Annotated in this window: 18 protein-coding genes; 4 read left to right on the top strand and 14 right to left on the bottom strand. The window is 41.3% G+C overall.

The genetic code is table 11. The annotated features are described in order from the left end of the window. Positions 1-34: 34 nt before the first annotated feature. The 5 genes from DQG23_RS25780 to DQG23_RS42265 all read right to left on the bottom strand — a co-directional run bounded on the left by DQG23_RS25780 (position 35) and on the right by DQG23_RS42265 (position 4,175). On the bottom strand, positions 35-913 hold the full coding sequence (locus DQG23_RS25780) for a carbohydrate ABC transporter permease (RefSeq protein WP_113033917.1): 879 nt from the start codon (positions 911-913) through the stop codon (positions 35-37). Between the two features lie 28 nt (positions 914-941). Continuing rightward, on the bottom strand, positions 942-1,904 hold the full coding sequence (locus DQG23_RS25775) for an ABC transporter permease (protein ID WP_113033916.1): 963 nt from the start codon (positions 1,902-1,904) through the stop codon (positions 942-944). Between the two features lie 402 nt (positions 1,905-2,306). Beyond that, the gene (locus DQG23_RS25770; RefSeq protein ID WP_113033915.1) at positions 2,307-2,564 is read right to left on the bottom strand and encodes a hypothetical protein; all 258 of its coding nucleotides are present in this window, start codon (positions 2,562-2,564) and stop codon (positions 2,307-2,309) included. A gap of 15 nt (positions 2,565-2,579) precedes the next feature. Further along, entirely contained in the window at positions 2,580-3,965 is a 1,386-nt protein-coding gene (locus tag DQG23_RS25765) for a polysaccharide deacetylase family protein (RefSeq protein WP_113033914.1), read from the bottom strand. A gap of 45 nt (positions 3,966-4,010) precedes the next feature. Further along, positions 4,011-4,175, bottom strand: a complete 165-nt coding sequence (locus DQG23_RS42265) for a hypothetical protein (RefSeq protein WP_158560686.1) — start codon at positions 4,173-4,175, stop codon at positions 4,011-4,013. A 221-nt stretch (positions 4,176-4,396) separates the two neighbouring features. Between DQG23_RS42265 and DQG23_RS25755 the strand changes: the two genes are divergently transcribed. Further along, positions 4,397-5,122 carry a hypothetical protein gene (locus tag DQG23_RS25755; RefSeq protein ID WP_113033912.1) on the top strand — a complete coding sequence of 242 codons (726 nt, stop codon included), beginning with the start codon at positions 4,397-4,399 and terminating at the stop codon, positions 5,120-5,122. 59 nt (positions 5,123-5,181) lie between these two features. On the opposite strand, the gene DQG23_RS25750 is transcribed toward DQG23_RS25755, so the two are convergent. Next, entirely contained in the window at positions 5,182-5,448 is a 267-nt protein-coding gene (locus DQG23_RS25750; protein WP_113033911.1) for a hypothetical protein, read from the bottom strand. A 293-nt stretch (positions 5,449-5,741) separates the two neighbouring features. Here DQG23_RS25750 and DQG23_RS25745 point away from each other — a divergent pair, with 293 nt between their 5' ends. Then, positions 5,742-6,701, top strand: coding sequence for a hypothetical protein (locus DQG23_RS25745; RefSeq protein ID WP_113033910.1), 960 nt, complete (start codon positions 5,742-5,744; stop codon positions 6,699-6,701). Positions 6,702-6,809: 108 nt separating this feature from the next. On the opposite strand, the gene DQG23_RS25740 is transcribed toward DQG23_RS25745, so the two are convergent. Both DQG23_RS25740 and DQG23_RS25735 read right to left on the bottom strand, forming a co-directional pair. Beyond that, entirely contained in the window at positions 6,810-9,230 is a 2,421-nt protein-coding gene (locus tag DQG23_RS25740; protein ID WP_337589411.1) for a restriction endonuclease-like protein, read from the bottom strand. Further along, positions 9,199-9,483, bottom strand: a complete 285-nt coding sequence (locus DQG23_RS25735; protein ID WP_113033909.1) for a hypothetical protein — start codon at positions 9,481-9,483, stop codon at positions 9,199-9,201. Before DQG23_RS25735 ends, DQG23_RS25740 begins: the two co-directional genes overlap by 32 nt. 449 nt (positions 9,484-9,932) lie before the next feature. On the opposite strand from DQG23_RS25735, the gene DQG23_RS25725 reads away from it, so the two are divergent. Beyond that, entirely contained in the window at positions 9,933-10,289 is a 357-nt protein-coding gene (locus DQG23_RS25725; RefSeq protein WP_158560685.1) for a helix-turn-helix domain-containing protein, read from the top strand. A gap of 306 nt (positions 10,290-10,595) precedes the next feature. On the opposite strand, the gene DQG23_RS25720 is transcribed toward DQG23_RS25725, so the two are convergent. Then, positions 10,596-13,004 (bottom strand): HD domain-containing protein, encoded by a 2,409-nt coding sequence (locus DQG23_RS25720; protein ID WP_158560684.1) that lies wholly within the window; start codon positions 13,002-13,004, stop codon positions 10,596-10,598. Positions 13,005-13,112: 108 nt separating this feature from the next. On the opposite strand from DQG23_RS25720, the gene DQG23_RS25715 reads away from it, so the two are divergent. Continuing rightward, the gene (locus DQG23_RS25715; protein ID WP_113033905.1) at positions 13,113-15,143 is read left to right on the top strand and encodes a Z1 domain-containing protein; all 2,031 of its coding nucleotides are present in this window, start codon (positions 13,113-13,115) and stop codon (positions 15,141-15,143) included. Positions 15,144-15,358: 215 nt separating this feature from the next. Here the strand turns inward: DQG23_RS25715 and DQG23_RS25710 are convergent, their stop codons facing one another. The 5 genes from DQG23_RS25710 to DQG23_RS25690 all read right to left on the bottom strand — a co-directional run bounded on the left by DQG23_RS25710 (position 15,359) and on the right by DQG23_RS25690 (position 23,190). Then, a complete protein-coding gene (locus DQG23_RS25710; protein WP_158560683.1) occupies positions 15,359-16,021 on the bottom strand; it encodes an HhH-GPD family protein in 663 nt (220 codons plus the stop codon). 164 nt (positions 16,022-16,185) lie between these two features. Then, positions 16,186-18,027, bottom strand: a complete 1,842-nt coding sequence (locus DQG23_RS25705; protein WP_113033903.1) for an AIPR family protein — start codon at positions 18,025-18,027, stop codon at positions 16,186-16,188. A gap of 14 nt (positions 18,028-18,041) precedes the next feature. After that, positions 18,042-19,052 (bottom strand): PD-(D/E)XK motif protein, encoded by a 1,011-nt coding sequence (locus tag DQG23_RS25700; RefSeq protein WP_113033902.1) that lies wholly within the window; start codon positions 19,050-19,052, stop codon positions 18,042-18,044. A 24-nt stretch (positions 19,053-19,076) separates the two neighbouring features. Further along, a complete protein-coding gene (locus DQG23_RS25695; RefSeq protein WP_113033901.1) occupies positions 19,077-21,722 on the bottom strand; it encodes a Z1 domain-containing protein in 2,646 nt (881 codons plus the stop codon). Further along, complete coding sequence (locus DQG23_RS25690; RefSeq protein ID WP_113033900.1) at positions 21,715-23,190, bottom strand: ATP-binding protein; 1,476 nt, start codon at positions 23,188-23,190, stop codon at positions 21,715-21,717. The genes DQG23_RS25695 and DQG23_RS25690 overlap by 8 nt, the downstream gene beginning before the upstream one ends. Between the last annotated feature and the right edge of the window lie 143 nt (positions 23,191-23,333).

The following is a 23,333-nucleotide window of genomic DNA, read 5'->3' as shown; positions in this document are numbered from 1 at the left end:
CAGCCTGCGCGCTTCAACCGTTGCTCCGTCTCCCTTATTCTTTGACAGAACCGAGCATCACTCCTTTCACGAAATATTTTTGCACGAACGGATAAACGAACAGGATCGGCAGCGTGGACACAATGATCAGCGCATATTTGATCTGGGCGGCCATCATCGCGCGTTTCGCAGCGTCCTCGACCGTCTGCATCGCCGACGAATCGTTATCCTGGATCAGCGTGTTCATCAAATAAATTTGCAGCGGATACAGCTTGCTGTCCCGCAAATACAGCAGCGCCGAGAAATAACTGTTCCACCGGTCGACCGCGTAAAACAGCGCCATCACCGCGACGATCGGCATCGAAACCGGCAGCACGATTCTCCATAAAATCCCGATGTCATTGCAGCCGTCCAGCTTCGCCGACTCGATGACACTCTCGTTCGTGCTTTCGAAAAACGTCTTGCACACGATCATATTAAACGCGCTGACAAGCGGCGGAATGACGATCGCCCAGCGGGTGTCGAGCAGCCCCAAATTTTTGACCAGCAGAAAGCCCGGGATCATCCCGCCGCTGAAATACATCGTCACGATAATCGCCAGCATAAACGGCTTTCGCCAAATCAACTCACGGCGGGACAACGGATAGGCGCCCAAAATTGTTACGGCGACGCTCAGCGCTGTGCCGACGACCGTATACCAAATCGTGTTGTAGTAGCTGCGCAGCAAGTCAGGGTTGCTGAACACGAGCTTATAGGAATCGAGCGAAAAACCAACCGGCAGCAGTTTCACTTTCTGGGCGGCCACCGCTTCCAGACTGCTCAGCGACATGCTGATTACATAAACGAACGGATACAGCGTCACAGCTACCGCAAGCGCCAATACGATCCAAACCAGAATCAGGAACGGCATATCGCTTGTCGCGTTTCTTCTCATTTCTCTCACTCCTTTCAGACACGCCCTACTACCAGATCGAATGCTTGGTCGCCTTGCGGCTGAGCCAGTTGCAAACAATGAGCAGCGTCATATTGATAACCGAATTGAATAAACCGATGGCCGTGCCGAAGCTGTAGTTTTTCTCCAAAATGCCTTTGCGGTACGTATACGTAGAAATAATGTCGGACACATCGTAAGTAGCCGGGCTGTACATCAGGATGACCTTCTCGAAGCCGACGCTCATCATATTGCCCAGCGAAAGAATGAGCAGCAGGAACGTTACGGGGTAGAGCGACGGCAGCGTGATATAGAACATCTTCTGCAATCGGCTCGCCCCGTCGATGTCCGCCGATTCGTACAGAGTCGGGTCGACTCCTGCAAGCGCCGCCAAATAAATGATCGAGCTCCAGCCGAACGACTGCCAAATGCCTGACGACACATACAGCGTGCGGAACCATTCCGACGATCCGAAAAAGTCGATTTTGTCGAAGCCGAGGGCGGCGATCATTCCGTTAATGACGCCGCTCATAGGGTCGAGAAACATTTTCATCATTCCGACTACGACGACCAGCGAAATAAAATGCGGCAAATAGCTGACGGTTTGAATGAATCGCTTAACCGCCCTGCCCTTCAGCTCGTTCAGGAATAACGCGAATACAAGCGGAATCCAGAACCCCCAAACGAGCGAGTAGACGCTAAGTAATATGGTGTTCATGAACGTGCGGGCAAAAAAGATCGATTTGAAAAAATCGCGAAAATGCTTCAAGCCTACCCACGGGCTTTCGAGCATGCCTTTGCCGAGCAAATAATCCTGAAAGGCAATGACAACCCCGTACATCGGCACATAGCTGAAAATAAGAAAATACAGCAGCACCGGAAGCAGCATCACAAGCAAATATTTGTTTGCCGTTATTCGTTTCCATGCGCCACGTTTGATCGATTGGCCGTTTCTCTGTCCGTTTATCGCGGCTCCGGCTCGACTCACATCCATCGGCTTTCTCCCTCCTCTATGGCATCATTGAACCAGAATGCGCTTTCATCCGTAAACAAACAAATTATCCGAGACGGCAAACAAAAACAAACTACTTGCTATAAACTGCATAACGGCGCGATTCTACGGTGTGTAAGCGCAAATAAAACAACTTGAATGTGCATCAATGGCCGGCCAATGATTTCGGCGACAGGACAGCCCTACTCCGACTACGTCCCTCCAGAAATTGGACATTGAAACCTTAATGACTAGATGAAATCGACAGTCTCTAATAATGAACATCATCCTCTACCTCATTTAATACCGGCATTTAATTGGACATAAAAAAGCGGAACACCTGCTTTCTAGGCAGATGCTCCACTTCACGATTAAAAAAGAGGAATCAATAATTTTCAAATCGACCTAATCCAGGGTCTGGCCGGTCAGCCGCGAGTGCTCGGCGGCGAAAGCGATCAGGTGGTTCCGCGCCGAGACGCGGCCCGACTTCCGGCCTACCGAATCTCCGGCTTCCAATTGCCGGACGAAATTTTGCATAATCATCGTATCCGCACCGGCATGTCCGCCTTCCACTGTCGGCAACCGGCAAATTTCATTCACTCGTTCGATGCAGGCGTCCGAAAGCCAATCGCTGCTTGCCTGACCAACCGCTTCTTTATTCAAGTCCGAGACTCAAGCTTACGCCGGTGCGAACAGCGCCGGCTTGATCGTCCACGTCTGAAGCTTGGACATCTCGATAATATTCGGCACTTGAAAATTTTCGGGGAAAATGACCCAGTACTTCGTCCACTCCGCCGTATCCGATGCATGCTCATCAGCCGTCAGCCTGCCCCGTACCAATGGAATGCGCTTCTCCGCATCGTTCGCGCCAGGGACCGCCCCGCTCCTAATTAACGCCGCCAGCGTACAAGTCAGATCCACCGGGTTCACCCAGGCATCGCCAACACGGAACCGATCCGGCAGCTGCGGGAACCCTTCAATCAGCGGCAGCGGCTCTTGTATGGCGGCCAGCAGATCCGCGACACACACGGAAGCAACCTCGTCGCTGGGCATTTCTCGTTCCGGTCCGTAGAGCAGCTCCGGCAGTGGTTCCTCTCCCAGCAGCCTACTGCGGAATACGGCAAACAGCTCGCCGGCCGATAAACACCTGCTCCCCTCGGATAAATAGCCGAGACGATCTCCCACCCGATCGGCAAACCGCAGCACCTCTTCCTCGCTCAGCGCTGCCGAATTCGAAATCTCCAAACGCACAAATTCCTCCGTGCCTATGTAGGCGACGTCTGAACGGCTCAGCGTGTAGTCGACAAAATCGCCCACCCTATCAATATACCGCTGCATATCTCCGGCCGGGCGCATGAAAGGCTTCACCCATTCCGAGCTCGGCGGATTGCTGCCTTTAGAGAAATTCACAGCGTCCCAGAACTCCAAGAAGACGAACTCAGTCGGATGGTAGTAAATGCTGATGATGCCGAACGGATCTTCCTGCTGAAGGTCGCAAAGCTCGTCGAAGCGCTGCTTGGCCCGTTCCAGAGCCCCGTCGACCAGCGGCATCTTCATCAAGCCGACTGGCGAGGTCAAATTAAGCAGACCGCCGTACCAGAACGGTTTCCCGCCGAACGTTATCTGATCGTGGTTATCGATATACGTCTGCACTCCCCACTTGCGCAGTGCGGGATACGCCTGCGGAGCCCACGCTGCGCCAGGCTGCCCGTAGCAGACTACCGGCTTGCCCGTGATACGGCCCAGATCGCGGTAGCCTTGCCCTTCTCGCCGGTCGAATTCGGCGGTGCCTTCGCGGAAGCCAAGCGGCTCGAGGTATTCGGTTACGACCGGGTGAATGCTGTGGAGATCGGTGTGGTAGCCGATCTCATGGCGGCTGAGCTTCTCCAGGATATCCGTGCGCCCGTTCTGCTCCAGCTTTCTCGCCTTTTCGCCGACGAGCTTGAAAATACCTTTCACACCCCTTGCATCCAGCGTGTTCAGCAGCGCGAGCAGCGCCTCCTCCGACTCGTCGTTGATGAAGTCCTCCACATCGAACCAAAACAATACTTTAACAGGAGCCATCCCGCTTCCCCCTCATGTTAGATTGCATTGCTTGTACGCCCGTCGTCATTCCATCACGCGCTTGCACCCGATCGGCGATCGCTCGATCCATCTGCCGCCGCTTATCCGGAAGCAGCTCGGCATCCGCGGATACAAGAAAGTTCCAGCAGCACCAGGCAGCCAGCGGATGAAGCATTTTTTCATCACCGCCTCTAGTATATGATCGCTCACCCGGAAATCTTCCATTCTGTATGTATTCCACTATAGCATCAGCTCGCCAGGCGACCTACACCGCACCCCAGACGCCGCTTCTCCCACTATTCCCACAGCTGCTCGTCCGTTTCCAACTAATAAAAACATCCATTTGAGAATCACCTATAATTTGGTATATTTTATAATATATTAATTACAACTTCAATAATCATTTTTAAATTATCAGGAGGTGTTTTTTCATGAAAAGAAAACTATTATATCTATTAGTATTACTAACTTTAATCAGTACTGTTTCAATCGCAAATGCTTCAGACATCATAAATGCCAACCTATTTAAAGGTTCGATGATTATTAATAACGCAGAATTCCGAAAAGCAAACGACCCTTTAAACGATCTAGTTTACTATAAAGAACGTACATATGTACCGGTCAGAGAGTTTGTAGAAAGAACGAACGGGAGAATTTCATACGATGGGGATAAGAATCAAATAAGTATTGAGCAAGGCAATGATTTTGAGTTCACTCCGGAAATAAGCAATGAAAATAAAGACAATGATTTTGCGCTGTCGATCCATTCTCAGAAAGAAACCTATCCTGCGCACGAGCCAATAAAAATCTTTGCAGCATTAAGATATCTAAACGATGAAAGTCTTCAGATACAGCACGGTCAACCAGTAATTAAATTTACGATTAAGGATGAAAGTGGATTCACGGTTTCTTCAAGTGTGCAAGACGTTTTGTCGACTACCAAAGTAAATCCGTTTTATCAAACGTTTCGCGCTTTACCTTACACGGATCTTGAAAACTATAATTACTTTCGTTTTGGGGAAGAAAACTATTTAAAGATGGAACAGCCTTGGCTATTGCCAAAAGGAACGTACACAATCGAAGCCGCTACCGAATATACTACCGGTGAAAGTGACCGTCATTCTATTAAAACTACTTTTGCTATTTTGGTCGATTGAAAGAAAATTGAACAGGCAAAAAGCGGGTTTTGAAATAGGTTCAAAATCCGCTTTTTTTTTCAATTTAGACAATCCACCCGTTTTAACCTGCAAATCCCCCGCACTCCCTCACGAGATCGGTTTACTTCATCGAGTAACTCTTTTCCTCTTTCAGGAGATAAAGTCCCCGCCGTTTCAAGGATATCATCAATGGAGTAATCCTCAACCTGCACTTCTACAGTCTGCATTTCGAAATCAATCAGCACACGTCCATAATGGATATTTTGTTTTTGAAGCAGCGATTTAATTGCACTTGCTGTTTGATGATCAATTCTTTTGGAGATCATGATATCCCTCCATCGTCCAAAGAGTATACTAGCTCCTTATTATACCATTGAAAAATCTCGCATATTGATAAGTCCACACACCTTGTCCACCTGACAGAATCGGCATCTCCTGCTTCTCCCACGCCTCAATCGTGAACCTCACGAACAGTCGGTGTTGAACTCTACTCCTTTTCCTCACTCCCTCTTTTGGAATATTCGGAATTTTAATGCAACTTATACATAAATTGCGTTAAAAATGCAGGTTAAAATGTCGATAAAGATATTAAAATTCAAAAGAGGTTGATTTTTAAACTATGACTGATCAGAATATTCAATGGGTTTTTAGTGGCATTGGTGCTACTGCGATTGCAATTGGCATCCCAATAATAACTGCGGCTATCAGCTTTATGCTCAAAAATCTTAGGTTTTTTATGTCAGAAGAAGAAAAATTACATACAAATGGTACAACAAGAGCATTTAGAATACTTACTCTCTCTATTTTCTCAGTGTTATTTACCGGGCTGTATTTTTGCATTCTTACAAACAATGATATTCAAAGTTTTTCATTATTCCCCTATATAGAAATCTTTTTTAAATCAAGTATTTCTCTACCATTTGGAGTAAGCATTTTTATCGTAGTATTAATCGTAGCGTTTGTTCCACGTATAAAAAACAGAATCGCAATAATTGATGAAAGATCAAGTTCAAAAAATCAATCCCTTTTGACTTCCTTATTTCTCCTGATGGTACTCTATATTTTATTTTTCTCATTAGCTTTTGGATATTTCATAAATGCAATACTATCTGATGCAAATCTAAGGTTTTCAATTAATCAGGAGAATTCTTTGTTAGTTTTATTACAATTATCTAAAATTCCAATTAGTTACAAATTCATTTTATTTTCACTATCTTTAATTTATTTAATGTTATTTCTCCCTTTGAGAAAGTTCTGGTATTTCTTAAGTCATTCAAAAGTACAAGTAAATATTCTTCTAATGGATGGGACACTATACTCTAGTAAGTATCTACTAAATTCTGATTTGGACAATTGTATATTAATTGGTGATAGTGACAATTTATTCACCCCAGACAAAATTCTTATTCCGAAAAACAACATAAAACAAACTTCTTTCAACTCTGTACATTACAGATTTGGAAGAAGAATTCCGATTTCTACAAATATCACTTTGCCAGAACAGTTTAATAGTGATGAGAAAAGAATTCTTAAAGCTATAAAAGAGAATAATAGAGTATTTCTCCTCTCGAAAAAGTAACTTCGAGAGGTTTTTCTATGAAATTAAATGTTGTTGTCCCCTTCACTTGAGCTTAATAAGACACTTCAAATAAACGTATTCTTAAACATTGAGGGACAAAGTTCCCCCCTACTCCACCCTCATCCCAATCACCCGCTTCGCCTCATCCACATGCTCATGATCTAACTCGACCTTCACGCGCCCTAGGCGCCGCTTCTCCCGCCATTCCCGCAGCTGCTCGTCCGTCTCCAGCTTCAGCTCGGCGATTTCGAGCGCCCGGTCGAACATATACTTCGTCGCATACAGACAAGTGTGCACGCCTTGCCCGCCCGACAGGATCGGCGTCTTCCGCGTTTCCCACGACTCGATCGTGAACTTCACGAACAGCCGATTCTCCGTCCCCGCCTTCGCCGGCCGCTCCGTAATTTGCCCACGCCGCAGCACCTGCCAATCCGCGATTCTGCCGTACAAGAACACGCCCTGCTGCCCGGCCTCGAATAAATTTTTCGACTGGTAGATCGCGATGTACTCCAGCTGCGTCAGCACCTTGTGATCTGTAATATTCTCCAGAGGCATATGGTAGAAAAGATGCCGCTTCGCCAGCTCCAACTGCGACCGCTCCCGGAGCGAGCCGATCAGCACATTTTTGCCGCCGAGCTTGTTCACGTAGTAATCGCCCGTCCCGCTAGGCCGCGTCGACCGCTCGAACGCCTTCTCCGGACTATCCAAAATCAGCTCATCCAAAAACTTCTCCATCAGCCCCGTCGCATTCGGCAAAAAAGGAAACGCCCCGATATTGATCAGCTCGATGCTCTTATAGAACCGATGCTGCTTATACCGCTCCTCATCCCCATACGGAAAAAGCACATACGCCCCGAACATGCTCCGCTCATACTCGTTCGTCTGCTCCGCCTGGTACACGATCGCGTCCCGATACCGGTGCATCGTGTTGATGTCGTCCTCCTCCGGTCCCGGCAGCCCGTCATACTTCTCGTGATACGCCGTCCCTTCATACGCAGGATTGAGCCGATACTTCGCGTCAAAAACATACTTATACACCCGCTGCTGCTGATTCGCATCCTGCTTGCGCAGCGTCAGCACATTGTCCGGCCGCTGGGACAGCGTGGGCGAATTCCTCAGAAGCGCGTTGTAGTAAAGCGTGAACCGCTCGCCGTTTTGCGGGTTTTCGTACACCATCTTCGCCTTCTGCGACGATTTATCCAACGTGACAAAAAGCCCGCCCCGATCCACCCGAATCACATCCTGCTTGACCAGCTTGTACTTCCGGCTCAGCAGATGATGGATCTTCAGGAAACACCAATACTCGTAGAGCTGCGCCAAATCCTTCATCGATAGCTGATACAGATCGCTTTGAATCGCCAGCCCCTTCAGCAGCATCAAATACGTCCGGTACACATCCCGATAGCCCGGCGCCATCTGCAAAACGAGCGATACCGACATCTGCCGCATCGCTCCCACCTCCCGCACAAAATCCATCTGCAGCAAACGGCGAAGCTGTGCCTGCATTTTTGTAATCTTCTCAACGAGCTGCGGGTCCAGCCTCCGTTCCTTTTTCGCCAGATGCGCCAGAACCTGCTTCAGCTTCCCGTCCACCCGTTCCAGCATCCAGCGGACAAAACGATTCTCCCCCGTGTCATAATCCAGCTTCCGCTTCGTCTCGATCAGCTTCGTCGGCCGGTAGCGCTCCTCCCCCACCTGCACGACCCCATGCTTCGCATCCCGAACCAAAACATGCGGATTCCGCGCCAGGAAAGCCACATTTTCCTTCCCCGCCCGCTTCACCTTGGCACTGTCCATCACGCGCTGCTCCTTATAGAGCCGATGATGCGGCGTTTGCTGAATCCGTTCGACCGCCCCAATCATCTGCCGAAACACATGCTGCAGGATCGCAAAAAACTCCGTCAAACTCTGATTCTGCGTCTCCTTGAGCCCGGTCAAATGATACGTTTTGCGCAGAAAATCGAACGACAAATTGTAAATCTGCTCATTCACATCCGCCAAAATCGCCTCATAATCCCGCTTATAATCCAGCTTCGACGGAAAAATCTCCAGCCGCACCCGCAGCCCGGTCTCTCCGTTCACCAGCACATCCAGGTCGGTATACCCGACCTCATTCTGAAAATTCAACATCCCCGACAAAATGCGCCCGCCTGCCAGCGGCTTAATCGCCTGACGCAAATAGACATTATCGTGATGAAACGCCAGCTTGCCGTCCTGCTTGCTATCAATGACCAACTGGTACGTCTGCGTTTCGTAAAAGCACGGCAGCACCTTTTCCGCCCGCGCGTCAATCATCTTCCCTTGCTCGGGCGAGTACACCTGCACCGATTCGATCGTCAACAGCGGCGAGTGCGAAACCACATCCAGCGTCGCTTCCACCCAGTCCTGCGCATCATTCCGATGCAGCTGCAGCGTCTCTACAGTCGGATGAAACGGCTTGCCTTGCACATACAGGTCAAAAAGATTCGTCTCCACACGCAGCAGCTCGACGCTCGAATTAAGAGATCCAGAACGAGGTGAATCCATCATCCTCCAACCTCCGAAGCATATAGGCTATTTTGCGGGCGCTTTGCGGGTAGACCGCCTGTGGCGCATCCGCGTACCGCCGCCATGGCTTGTACAGGTCCGACGCGTCGTTGACCAGCTCCTCGACATTTTTCTTCTGGCCCAAGCACATCAGCATCAACTCCACCAACACCCGCTTCACCGACTGGCTGCTCCCTTGGATGCGCGGCAAAATCTTTTGCAGCAGCTGCAGGTCAAACGCCCGCTCCTCCGGCATCAAACCGAACCGCTGGTTGTAGATGATGTAGAAACAAACCGCGTCCCGAACGCGGAAGCCGATGTGGGAGTGGGGGAGGAGGGAGGCAGGAAAAGCATACTACCGTGAAAACTGACCTGCTAGTTAACGTCTTGCCTCTCATTCTTCTGTTCTTCGTGTTTATTAGTCGATTTGGAGGCGGTTCGATTCTTGCCAAGAAGTTCTTTTTCGGCCCTATCTCTAGACCGTACCTCCAGAAAGCAAAACAATATAAATCCAAGAACCATGACTACTGCTATTATCCATGAATAATCCGGGTTCATTTCCAGCACTCCTTTATGTATAAGAAGGACTAAAATAGTCAATACTATTTCAATAACCACTTTAACATATATTTTAATATTAATAAACGTTATTGCGCCGTTCAACTATTGATTGGGTTTACTTACTCTGGAAATGGGGTGATTCCATTGTCGGAGTTCATAACTTTACTCGGGAACCGGATCAGACAACTTAGAAAAGAAAAAGGCCTAACTCAGGCCGAGTTAGGCGAGAAAATGCAAATTTCCCAAGGTTACATTGGAGAAATTGAACGAGGATTGGTTAATGTCTCTATGGAGACGTTAGATAAAATCGTGAAAGCTCTTGGGATCACGCTTTATGAGTTATTTGATTTCAGAGATATTGATATAGATGAGCAGCATTTGGAGAAGGAAACGATTATTGAAGTGCATAAGAAGATGTTGCTTGAACGAAGTCTTAGTGAAGTTAAAATGATTCATAATATTACGAAAGAAATAGTACACACAATTGATAATAACAAGTAAAGAGGTTCACTCTATCAGAACGATAAGATTTTAATTGGAGGCTATACATAAGAGTAAAGACTCTTATGTATAGCCCTTTTTTATATGTACTGTATGCGGGAACATGTGGGAGTTGTTTGGATTCTGTGTTAATTGGATAAAACCTTTAATATATAAGGGTTTTATCCATAGTGTATTGTTCGTTTTGTTTTTGTTTTTATGATTGTTGACGATATTCGTCAACAAGTCGTCAACAATAGATGGTCACGGTTTGTATCCACAAAATAACGGAAATATTAACTTTACAATGTATCTTTCAAGTTTATTTTAATTAAACAGCTTTCTAGCTTCGTCTATTACCTTTATCTCAAGTTGCTCTCTTATGTTGTTAATAATGCGCTCACTTTCAGCAACCCCCTTTAATGCCTCAACCAACATAATAATCTTTTCATTACTATCCAATCGTTCTACTAATCTTTTCGCCAAAACGTGTGATATTGACTCAATTAAATGGTACCATTTTTCATCTAAAATAATCTCGTTTCTTGAAGCAGTTAAATTTACAGTCATGTCTTTCGTTAATTCAATATCAAAATGTATCGGAAAAGGTAACTGTATTTTCGATAAAATATCTCCAGCTATACTAATGCCCTCCATTGTCAAGTAACCAAAGTTTTTTACAAGGGCCCTATTAGTATTTTCAATAAATTCCGTTTCTTGAATAATTGCTCCTGGTTGCAACACTAACTTACTCTTATATGTTAGATCGCTACCGTTAGAAGTAAATTGTTGTACTGGTTGCTCGACATAGTTAACTATATTTTCTCCATCGGATAGGAAAATGCATTTAACAAGTCCATTTAAACCATCAAACTCACCATTTAAATAAAAGTCAAATGTAAGAATGTTCTCAATTTGTCCTACACCAAATTCAACATCAAAATCAGTAGGTTGCAATTCAACTCTAAAATTATCCGTTTCTATTAGTATAGGAATATCAAGATGGCGAACGATACCTCTTATTGAGTTCAGTAGAGTGGAGCTTTCCTCAATATCATTTGTATTTCCTAAAGGATGATTTTCCTTAAGAATCATCTTCACATGTGTTCCCGGTTGATCTAACTCGATATTTTTTATATGAAAAAATCCAGTAGCCTCCTGTATGCTAATTAACATTCCATTATCAGCTGATTTATAGGCTTTATACAAGCGATTTGTTTTTATCTCTACAGAATCAGCTATCATAAATGACGATAGGAATCCAATTCCAAACTTTGATATTGGTGAAAATTCCTCGGATAGTTCCGCCATATCCTCCAAGAACTCAAATGAACGGTAATATGAGGTTCCAACTTGCGAGAAATATTTAATTAAGATATCCTTGTCCATTCCCATTCCGTTATCTTCTATTTCTAGAACATCAACACCATTTTCCTTATAAAACTTCACAGTAATCAGAGGAGAATATGGCACTTGCCAATGTCTTTGCTTAACTATCCTGAGTCTACAAGTGTCTACAGCATTTTGAATCAATTCCCTTAATGCATACATAGAGTTACCGTATAGATTGGTTCCCATAAGAAGCTCAATAATTTTGTACTGATTCAGACTGAATGTAATGTCTTCATAGTCATACAGAGGTTTACCATCTCTATAGGCGGGTCTGATCTGGGATGTATCTACGTTATTAGCCGCATTAACATGATATAACCTTTTTCGTTCCTCCATGCCAGAAAGATACGTGAGTTTTTCGAGCACTTTATTACAAGTATTTAATTCTTGCTCTATGTACGTGCAAAAGTCTCTTATTGATTTTTCAATTGCAGGATGGGTACAAGAAGCAGAGAATAGTATCTTATGCTTGTTAATCACCCATGCCTCAATTGCACGATGTTTCTTCCACTCTTGTAAGCTTATTGGATCTCTTACACCCAAATGCTCAAACAAGACTTTTGGTGCACGTTTAGCATCAAAATCGAGAACATCTGCCAACCGCAAAATAATAGCTATATAAGCACAATTGACAAATTCATCACTTCCAACAAGCAAGCAAGTATTTAGAACTTCTTGTTTTTGAAGAATATATATATTATTTTCATTATGGCTTTGACAGATTATTGCTAATACTTCTGCAAAATTAGTATCTTTGTACACAAGCTTGTCTGTCATAGCTCTAACAACTTGTGCTGCTCTCGTTGCGTGAGTGGTTCGTATCCATTCTGATAGGCGATAACCTTCCAAAACTTGTGATTGGGCATCTTTACCGATTGATTTCAAATAATTAATTTTTTGATGCAGACTTGGTTTCGCGGCACAAAATCTTACATAATCTTTTTTCAACTTTAACTGTTCCGGTTTTAATTCTTTTTCGTCAATCGCCCCAACCCATATCAACACATCATTTTCATCTGGAGCCATACCAATATCATGGTAAAAGGCACTTAAGATAAATAAAGCTAATTCAAGTGGGGTGAGCTTTAGAAACAACTCCTCAGGTACCAATATTTCCATTAGACGTAACACATTAAACAGATGATCCCCATCATGTAGAGTATACTCTTTCATGTATTTAATAATTGACTTTGTTCTTTGATATGCATCTAAGCAACTTTCCTCAACTAAAGAAAGAAGCTGAGTCACCGCGTGATTTTTAGAACTTATCTCTGACAATCTATTATAAAATTTTGATTCCGACAGAGCTAGTGAAAAACTATCTCTAGGTTCTACGACTACCATTATTAGCATCTCCATCTTGACTTTATATGTTATTAACTGGAATTTTAGCATATAATATATTATGTGGATACTATAAGATTAAAGAAAAATATGATTGGGGTTTAGAAAATGGTAATTAATTTAGATGGTGTAAACGTCAAGCATTGTTCTAAATTTATTGAAATAGATACAGGATCAGAAGATGCGGCAAAATCAGTATTAAAAACTGCAAAGGAAATTATGATAAAGGCCCCAGAGCCTAGTAATGAAGAGGGAAAAAGTTTTGGTCTTCTCTATGGATTGATTCAGAGTGGTAAAACAAATATTATTAATATGTGTATAGCAATAGCAGCTGATAACGGATACAAACTTTTCATTGTATTAACAGATAATAATACCGTACTACAAAATCAAACACTTGAGCGAGCTGACGATTCATATGAAGGTATATTAACTAAAGACATTTCTACAATTAATAATGAGAGTCCCTTATTTATAAAAGAGGTATTAAAAAACGAGGGTGTTCTTTTGGTCTGCAAAAAGCATCCTAGTGACTTGAATAAACTATTAGAGTTCATACAAGACTATGATGTACATAATTTACCAACCATAGTCGTAGACGATGAGGCTGATGCAATTGGATTAAACACCAATCAGCGGTTAGAAAATAGTCCTCCCAGCAGCATAAATAAACAATTGTTAGAACTTAGTAAAAAGTTGAGGCTCTATCTTTATTTACAGGTAACCGCTACTCCCCAAGCAATAATTTTACAGGATAGAGATAGTGGCCTTTCACCTGAATTTATTGTGATGCCAGAAGATAGTGATGGCTATATAGGGATCGATACTTTTTTTTCTACGCATCGGAAACAAATAGTTAGGCCTGTAAATATTACCGAGATTGAGCACCTAATTCATTCTGATGAAACGGAAAATGGGCTAATTATACCTAAAGGGATGCTCAAGTCACTTTGTTCTTTTATGGTGGCAGCAACAATAAAAATCATTGAAGACAACGAACTTAAGCAAGATCCTTCAAAAATGCATTACTCGTACCTTTATCATATAAGCCCATTTCAAAAAATACATGAGAAGATAAAAAAATTAGTTGATATATTCAAAACAGAACTGTATCTATCTATTCAAGAAGATAGCTCAAGAGATTCAAAAGCTTACCTTGATGTGTTATTTGAGTGCTACAAAGATATAAAAACTACGTACCCAAATAACTGTCCTAACTTTGATGTAGTTATAACAACCCTGCGTAGAAATATAACTAGCTTTAACGTTATGATAATTAATTCGTCTTCCCATAGTGAGATTAAATCCTCTAAAAAATATAATATACTAATAGGCGGAAACAAATTAGGACGAGGGCTCACCATCCCTAGATTATTGACCACTTATTATGGTAGAAACTCATCCTCACCGCAAGTGGACACGCTGCTTCAACACGCTAGAATGTGTGGTTACAGATCAAATGATTTAGATGTTACGAGGATTTTTATACCTGATGAGTTGGCTGAACTTTTTGAGGAAATTAGCATTCATGATCAAACACAAAGGGAAATAATCAATGCGAAACAGGAAAAAGACACTTTATATCTAGACTTAAATGTTATAAAACCTACACGCCCAAACGTAATACCTACTTCAGTAGGAGCATATAAAGCGGGATCTACTTATTTCCCTAAACAACCTGAATATCGTAAAAACCATATAGAAAATGTAACAAGGCACATTAACCAATTAATACTTAATAAATGTAAAGATCCCAAAAAAGTGTATACAGTGGAAACGTCATTCGCAACAGAATTAATTAACAACGTACCAATACTATCATCAGGAGGATGGCGCTCGAAGATAATCATTCAATATATTTCATGGTATGAAAGAAATTCGTCGGACAAAGTTCAATTTTTATATATTTTGGACAGCAATATTGGCAAGAGCAAACATAAAGAAGGAATCGGTGCAGTCTTATCAGGTAACAACAGTAATGTTTCTGAAATAATAGAAAATAATGTTGACAAGAACAAACCATTGTTGATAATGGTTCGAATTACAGGGGCCAAGTGGGAAAAAGAACCATTTTGGATTCCCTTATTTAAATTTCCTGATAACTCTAAAAATATCTTGTTTAATCTAGCTAACATCTAGTACGAGTATGTTAGCTAAAAATGAACTGACTGTAAGAAATGATTAATAATCCAAAGATAACAACTTATTATTCCTAAAAATGTGTTGGCCGAAATTTGCCAGCACTTTTTGTTTTATTGGTCAGAAAGCAAGGCCTATAGACAAAAGATATTTATATAATTCCCTCAATGTGTCATATACAAGAACCAATCGACATTGTTTTGTGAAGATAGTTGTTATACGTTCTCGCTTAGCGTAATAAAATCAAGACAGTACTTTGATAATGGGCATATTGTTAAATGTGGATTTTTAGCGGTACAAATCAATCCTGCAAAATCGAGCACTGCTAAATTAGCGTCTCTTGTACAATCCATCCCCTTAAAGTGAGCTCTAATTTGGGATGCTAACTCTTTGTCCATTCGAGGTCTAGGATTCTTTGATGTATAACCGAAATATCTCGTAAAGAGCCGAATAACATTCGTATCGATTGGAACAACCGGCTTGTCAAAAGCATAGCACAGTACAGCATTTGCAATATAATCACCGATTCCAGGTAACTTTCTTAGCTCGTTATACTCATTTGGTACGTTACCGTAATGCTGACTGCAGATTATCTCAGCTGTTTTTATTAGTCTTTCTGCACGATATCTTAGCCCAATAGGAGCAATGATTTCTTCCACTGTTTCAATATTAGCCCTTGCTAGTTCACTTATGTTAGGATATTTAAGTAGCAGCTGTTTATACACTTCCTCAACTTTACGTACGTGGGTTTGCTGAAGCAGAAACTCTGCTAATAATATTCGATAAGGATCTTTCGTATTTCGCCAAGGAAAGTGATGACGGCCATTCTCAGAATACCATGCCAGCAGCTCCTTCCAAAAGAAAGAATCTTCACTCATTTTTATCACCATTTTTTATGTTATCGTATTATGATCTATTCTTACCCATATTAGCGAGATACATAATTTTCGAATAAAAATTAAATCATTAAAAATCCTTAATAATTAACAAAACACTCAATACCAGATCATTGCCTGGTACTGAGTGTTTTATTGCTTCAGAATCAGATGATATTACTCAGCTGTTTCGTATACTCATCCTTGAACTGCACCCAGCATGCTTCCTGTTTAGCCCATTGGGTTACGTTTCTATCGCCCGCAGAGTCACGAAGGAAGTATAATGCCTTGTTAGCAATAATCCTAATCGCTTCATCCCATTTATCAGATAATGCTTGTCGATTCCATACATCAATTAAATCTATATTGTTTCCATATATATGATGAAGCATAGCCACTGTATAATATATTACATTTGCTCTATACCCCTGCAATCTCATGGATTCCACAATATTAGTCACATGGAAATTAATAATCGTCCTTGCTATAAGTTGTTGATAGACTTCAAGGGTGACTTCACTCAGTGGAATGACTTCATCATTATCATCCTTATCGTATTTCCAATACTGTTTGTTTTGCTCCATAAACCGCTTAAAGGCTTCTTCTCCACCTTTACTTGAAACGTGAGGAAAACCTTCACATGACATGAAATATTTAGCTAAGTCAACTTTGATGATGGCCTTTTCACTTGGGTAATGCTTTTTAAATTCATTCTGTTCCTTACCACGTTTTCGTCTATTTAAATCTACTGCATATTGACCTCTCGCACGTTCAAAATACCACTTACTCTCAGATTTTCTACCATCATTTGATGGAATCCATGTATTTCTCGACAACTTTTCTAGTTCGGACATAAATCTAGAATTGGCCAACAAGTCAGACTTGTTAATTTTATTCTGAGTATTGGCATACTCCGAAATACTTGATACCATTTCATCTTCAAGGAGCTGCTGGTCCTTTTCTTGGTTTGCTTCAACATGCAGAATAGTCAATTTAGCCTGAACATACACATCCGTTAGATCTACATCACTCTTATAGGCCTGGTGAATGGATGCAGTCGTCTGTCCACCATTCACGATTTGCCACCCAGTCAACCCTTTGATACGATAAAGGTTAACATTTCCATTTATTCTCTCGATGTCACCTGATCGGGCCACACTAGAGATTCCATTATTATAACTGACAAACATTCGCCGTTCTTTCGGGTCCTTTAGAGTTTTCAGTATCCCCTTATTAGTTCCACCTTTAGCTTGCAGAAAAGATCGTACATTTCGCTCGACGAGTTTGGAACCCCATTGGTCGTAAGCTTTTGCCAATAAGCCTGCAGGTATAAATCCTACATAACATGTAAAATAATTCTGTTCGCCTTCATTTTGAGAACCCGGGATAAACATCATCTCAAACGACTGTCCCAAATCTCGCTCAAAATCAATATGGATCGTTTGGACTCCTTGTTCAGCCAAAATGATTTGAAGTATGCGATCTATGTCCCACACCTGAACATTTACCGTTTCTACTCCAGGGATCGATAGCTCAATTGGTTTATTGGCATTATAGAACATATTGGTCAGTACAAATATATTCACTTCATCGATAGCATTGATATTTTCTGATATCAGTACGGCCAATTCTCTAGCTTGCAGAGATTGATCAATAGTGTGAGCTAATGTTTTAGCGTTCGTAATAAAACGTTTAGCTTGATTGGCTAATTCCGTCAGCATCGTCATATTTATTGAAAGTAAATCTCGCTCATTTTGTTCAAAGTTATAATCAGCTACATATAGATCAAGAACGTGCTGACTTTCGTCATATGAGTAGGCATTCAGAGCAATTTTTTTTGAGGTATCTATATATGGAGGAATTAATATATCAGGATCATCATCCCTTTCCATATACTGAAGCATCTTTTCAAGAAAAGGGACTCGATATACCCCTGTTTTTGCCGCTTTTTCTTCTACTTCTTCAAGAAACTCCTTCAGGAATTCACTTCTCTGTCTATTCTCTAACATTTAATGATCCCCCATTACAAATCAAATACCTCATCAACATCTCTTTCGAATTCCATACAATGTGTAAGATCTATGCTGTAACTAACATGAGAAATCCCTTTTGGCAAATCCTCCTGCAAAATCCTTGGGAAGTTTGTCGCGGCTTCGTATACCTCTACTTTATCTACAAAAAAGAAATCATCCGTATAATCTTCTTCTTTAAATCTTAAATCCTCTAACAGGTCATTAAACTTTAATAGCATTCGGTCGGAACGACTTGCAATTTGGTTTCGAACCTCGTTTACAAGTGCATGTAAAGAAACACCATGAGTCTTACTTGGTTCTATAAAGCATACATAGAGATAGATACTCGATACTGCATTTGTAAGCCTTAACTGATTTTCATTTGAAATTTTAATTGTTTTGGTTAACTTATTTATTGCCGTCTTAATCTCTACGCCGCGATTAGAATGCTTAAAATCAATTCGCCCACTGGTTGGTCCTTCCCACTGTTCTATAATAAGTGGGGGAGCCGTTGGAAAACGATTAAGCCAGTCTTGTATATACCACAATTCGCCGAAAAGTCCCCGTTGCTGTTCCTCAGTTAGTTTACGATAACCACCTTTTTGAAAAAATACGCGCCATCTGTCTAGTACCTTGTATACTACTGTAAATACTGATTCATTCTGATCCCTGGTGATCAAATGATCCACAACATTCTGCAGCACAACCTCAAAGATATCTGTACCATGTTCTGACTCTTGTCGTAAAACTAGATAGTGATGCCCTTTAAGTAATGCCAGTTTTTCATAATACTCAATTTTGATAGATAAACCTCGCCATTTTGGAAGTGCCTTAAGCTGGTCCGGCTCCCAAGGTTCAAATCCTAAATCGATATACAGCTGCCTATTCATATTTACAGTATCTATACCTGCAAAAAGTATGGGACTTTCCGCCGTAAGAACCCTCAGTTTATAAACTTCTTGCTGAGACTGGCTATTTAATTCTTTAATCATTTGCTCGAATTCTAATTTTAGATTCAACATATATTCCTCACTCTATTAGAACACTTATTTTATTGTTTTGTTCACTTCATAAATTTTGAAATCATCTAACTCTGAGTCAGGGAATGAGATCGCAATACCGATAGGGACCATCTTATCGCTAAAGGTAAAACTAAGGGATTCGAACACTTTTACTTTAGGATGAAGCGGATAGATTAGAAGCATGCCTTTTTTTTTTGGCCGCAGCTTTCGAATCTCCTGTTTGTCCTTTATATCCTTTATTTCAGATTGATTGAAATCAATAAATTCTTGTCGTGAAGCAACTATGGCGCGTATATCAATTTTATCCTGCCCTTGGTTGTTATAATCTTCTGCATTAACCCCACGTACCACTGCAGAGTCAATCTTAAATGTCCCAAATTGAACCGGGAACTTCTGAAGGCCACTTTTGTCTCTTGGATCTCCTTCTACCACAGCTACTGTCCAATACATGAGCTCATCTTTTTCATTAACCTGCCGAATATAATTCACAATTTTACTGCTATCAACCTTGTCAGCACCTTGGCTGGTCTTGTATTCAGAAAGATAATTCAATACTTTATCTACTTCTACTTCCCGAGCTATATAGTATCCAGTTTTACCCGATCCAATATGTGTTTTCTTAAATTGAGAGGATATTTTATTTATAAAATTCTCAGTCACTATCATGTTGTGAGAAAAAAAAGCTTCCTTATTCTCATATATGCGGGTTTGTTGAAGGGTTAACCGATACATAACATTTGTTATAGTAGAATTTTTCATTTTTAATGGACTTGTTAAGGTCATAGTTGGATGACTCAACATTTTCACTGCATATTCCAGTGGTGTTTTCTCCAATAGTGCAAGCCTGTCGAATTCTCTACGTAGTTCAATCATAGCGATAGCTAAATGTTCAAAGTTCGAAGCAATTTCTCCGGGTGTGTATATCCGGCATAAGTCCATATAGCCTTTCCGATAACCAAACCAGCGTCCCATCTGCATTAAAGTGTCGTACATCAACGTATTTCTAAAATAATAAGTTATACTAAGTCCCTCAAGTGTGAGTCCTCGTGACAACTTATCTCCACCTACTGCAATTACGTTTAGACCATCTTCTTTATATTGATGATAGTCTAATGCATCTTTACTATTTCCATTAATTTCAAAAACCTGAACCTTTCTAGAACTCTCTCTTAATTCCTGATAAACTTCTTCCCAGCTGAATTCCTGAATATCCCCAGGCCATGCTCTGCTGGTCGGAATAATATCTTCTTCATAAATCCCTTTAATCGCCTCTACAATTTCACTATTTTCGTTATATTGAATTTGCTTTGTAATTTCCTTAAATACTTTATCAACACCGTCTTTCACACTTGACTGAACATCTTTAAAACGAGAGGTATGGATAAGCATCGAATTATGTTTGTTCCTCTGGCCTCGAAGATTTCTTACAGCAATAGTTAAAAGAAATGCCAAGATTGACTCTTGCATCTGCGGGGGGACCTCTTCAAATTTATCCGCATCGCCTTTTGTTTTAATTCCAGTAAAGACTTGTATATCTGGATCTCTCAGAGGACGAATCAAACTTGGGCGTGGATCGTCCGCCTCCTCTTCAACATTAAAGAATTCTTCCGGACCACAATATTCTTTAGGCTTGGGAAGGCCGACAAGAAAATCTTTAGGGTACAGGTCTTTACCTTCCTCTTCCGTTTTAGCTTCTGTACTAATTAGTAAATTTGCAAATGGGGTTGCAGTATAGCCTACATAACATCTTCTATTAAATACCTCTAAAATTTGACGTATTAACTTATTAATTGTCTTTGGATCTTCATCCTTAGAGGTATCAACAGATGCCTGATCTGCTTCATCATCAACTATTAAAACGGGAATATCTAAATTAAATAAATTCTTCTGATACTCGAGTTGATTCTTCAGTGATTCCAAAACAATACTATTCTTTTTAACAACCATAAGAGTTCTTTGATTTAAGTTAAACATTCCGCTTGGTTCGGAAGAGATATCACGTTCCACTGTAGTCCAAGTTGAAATAATATGATTAGGTGTATTAGCATAGATTTGGGCGACACCAACTGGTTTACCCTCCCTATCCACTCTGCTTCCAATAACTTCTTCATCTAATCTAAGCTGTGTCTGCGCTCTCAGATCATTATGTACACCAGATAATACAATTACTAACTTATATCCAACATCGTAAGCTTTATTAATTAAACCTGTGAAGTTAGCAGTCTTCCCGGACTGCACATACCCTAATACAAGTCCTCGTTTGTCAAAAGGGTGTACTTCCTTTGGATTTCCCAAAGACCGCATAATTTCATTTGTTGAATCATCAATGGAGACAACAGCCTCTTGGTCCCAATGCTTAAGTCTTGTTAAATAGTCTCTGTATCGGGTCCAAAAAAACGCTCCCAAAAGTAATTTAGGACTGTACCAATCGCTCACTTCTTCTAGACGTAATACTGGAGTCTTTATAATGTCAAAATTAACATTATATTTCATATACATTTCTAACGACCACTGCTCGATCAAAATCGCTTCTACTTTCTGCCCCTGTATTACGAGCTTTGCTAGATCTAGTGCTTGTTCAGCTGCTTTTTCTTGGCTGGGCAAGAATGACTTTAAGTTCATATAATTAGTTGCAAATGTTTGTTCAAATAACCCTCTTGCCTCATTCATAGCTGATATTCGCCTCTTCCAAAATTGATTTCAACGTTATGCGATTTAGACCATCAAAGGCAGGTTGAGTAATAAGTGCATCTAGTAGCTGTTGTTGATTTTGAACAACATGAAGCTTAGTTAAGGTGGAAGAGAATTGGATAACTAACTCTCTCATAGTGTCAGTGACCATTTGAATGACTTCTTCCACCACTTTAGGCGAATCAATGATATTACTGGGTGATCCTAACTGAACAAACTTTAAATATATATTAAGCAGTTTTGAGGTCTCGTCATCTATTCTCTTCTGAATTTCTGATAAAACAGGATGATTTCTATTTAAAATAAATTGTTGCCCTTCATCACTACCCGACAACTCCCATGTATTGAGACTCCCTTTAAAGGTTTGGTTAGAATGGGATCCTTGAGTCCTAAAGTAAAAGATATCTCGGGAAATTTTGCGAACAAATTTTGATATTGATTCAAGCCTTGTTTTTGCGTTATCCGGTGGAATCACAGCTGATTTTTTTATATCTACCTGCCAATCATCATCTGCCGTATTTGGTAGGTCTATGCGAATTCTCGCCAACTGGGATGAAGTATCCTTTTGAAACATTCCCAACCAATCACCGTAGTGTAGCAGTCTGTTCTCACGATATATATAAAAACCTTGATGGTCTCGCCACCCTCTATGGCCTCCGGCTCTTTTATATTCTTGTTCATTTAAAAATGAGGCATGAGGCAGAACATAATATTTAACTTTTATTCTGTTTCCATTGATGTTTAAAACCTGTGTTTCTCCTTCCAGGGTAGAAGGATGTTTAATCATAAAAGGATCCCAAGGATCAAGAACATTTCCGTTTAAGTTAATCTGGACTTTACCAAATTCAATGATTGAGTGAAAAACAAACTCTAAATGATTATGTATCCGCCGAACTTTTGTGAAAAAACTGCTTTCATGTATTGTATTTGCAGTCCCTGCTCCCATAAAACGATCCAGTTTATCTATACAAATAACTGTACCACTCTCTCCCTCAATCTCGATCATTAACTCCCTAACTTCGTCTGGGATTTCCGTGAATAGCTGCCACTCATTACATTGGGACACATGATCTAGATCCCAGCACCGTTGGGCATAGACTCCCTTATGCTTAGTAAGAACACTTAACCGCTTACCAAGAGAAAATGAGGCAGTTTTGAGGCCCATTCCAAATCTACCAAGTTCCCTTGGTTGTCTATTTGCACGCGGGTCTTTCGAGCCTATATTCATAGCTATTTGAAGCATATCCTCATTCATGCCAGAACCATTATCAACAATTATTATTGTCCCATCGTTTCCTAAACACTTAAATTCAAGCGTAATTTTAGTTGCTTTAGCATCAATGCTATTATCTACTAAATCTGCGATTGCAGTTCCTGCGTTATATCCTAACGAACGAAGTGCTTGGATAACAGGTGTAGCCGAAGGCTGAGTTACAACTATATTCATAACAGGTACTCCTATTTTTGAAATATTATAAAGAATTTATTTTAAATAAATAAGCAGTTGCCTGTGACAACTACTTTGTTAGCACTAAAAAAAATTAATTGTATTAGGAAGCGGGACTTTCCATTTATTATATACTGCATTAT

The organism is Paenibacillus contaminans (assembly GCF_003285015.1).
Lineage (GTDB): Bacteria > Bacillota > Bacilli > Paenibacillales > NBRC-103111 > Paenibacillus_V > Paenibacillus_V contaminans.
This window is presented reverse-complemented; position numbering and strand designations above follow the sequence as displayed.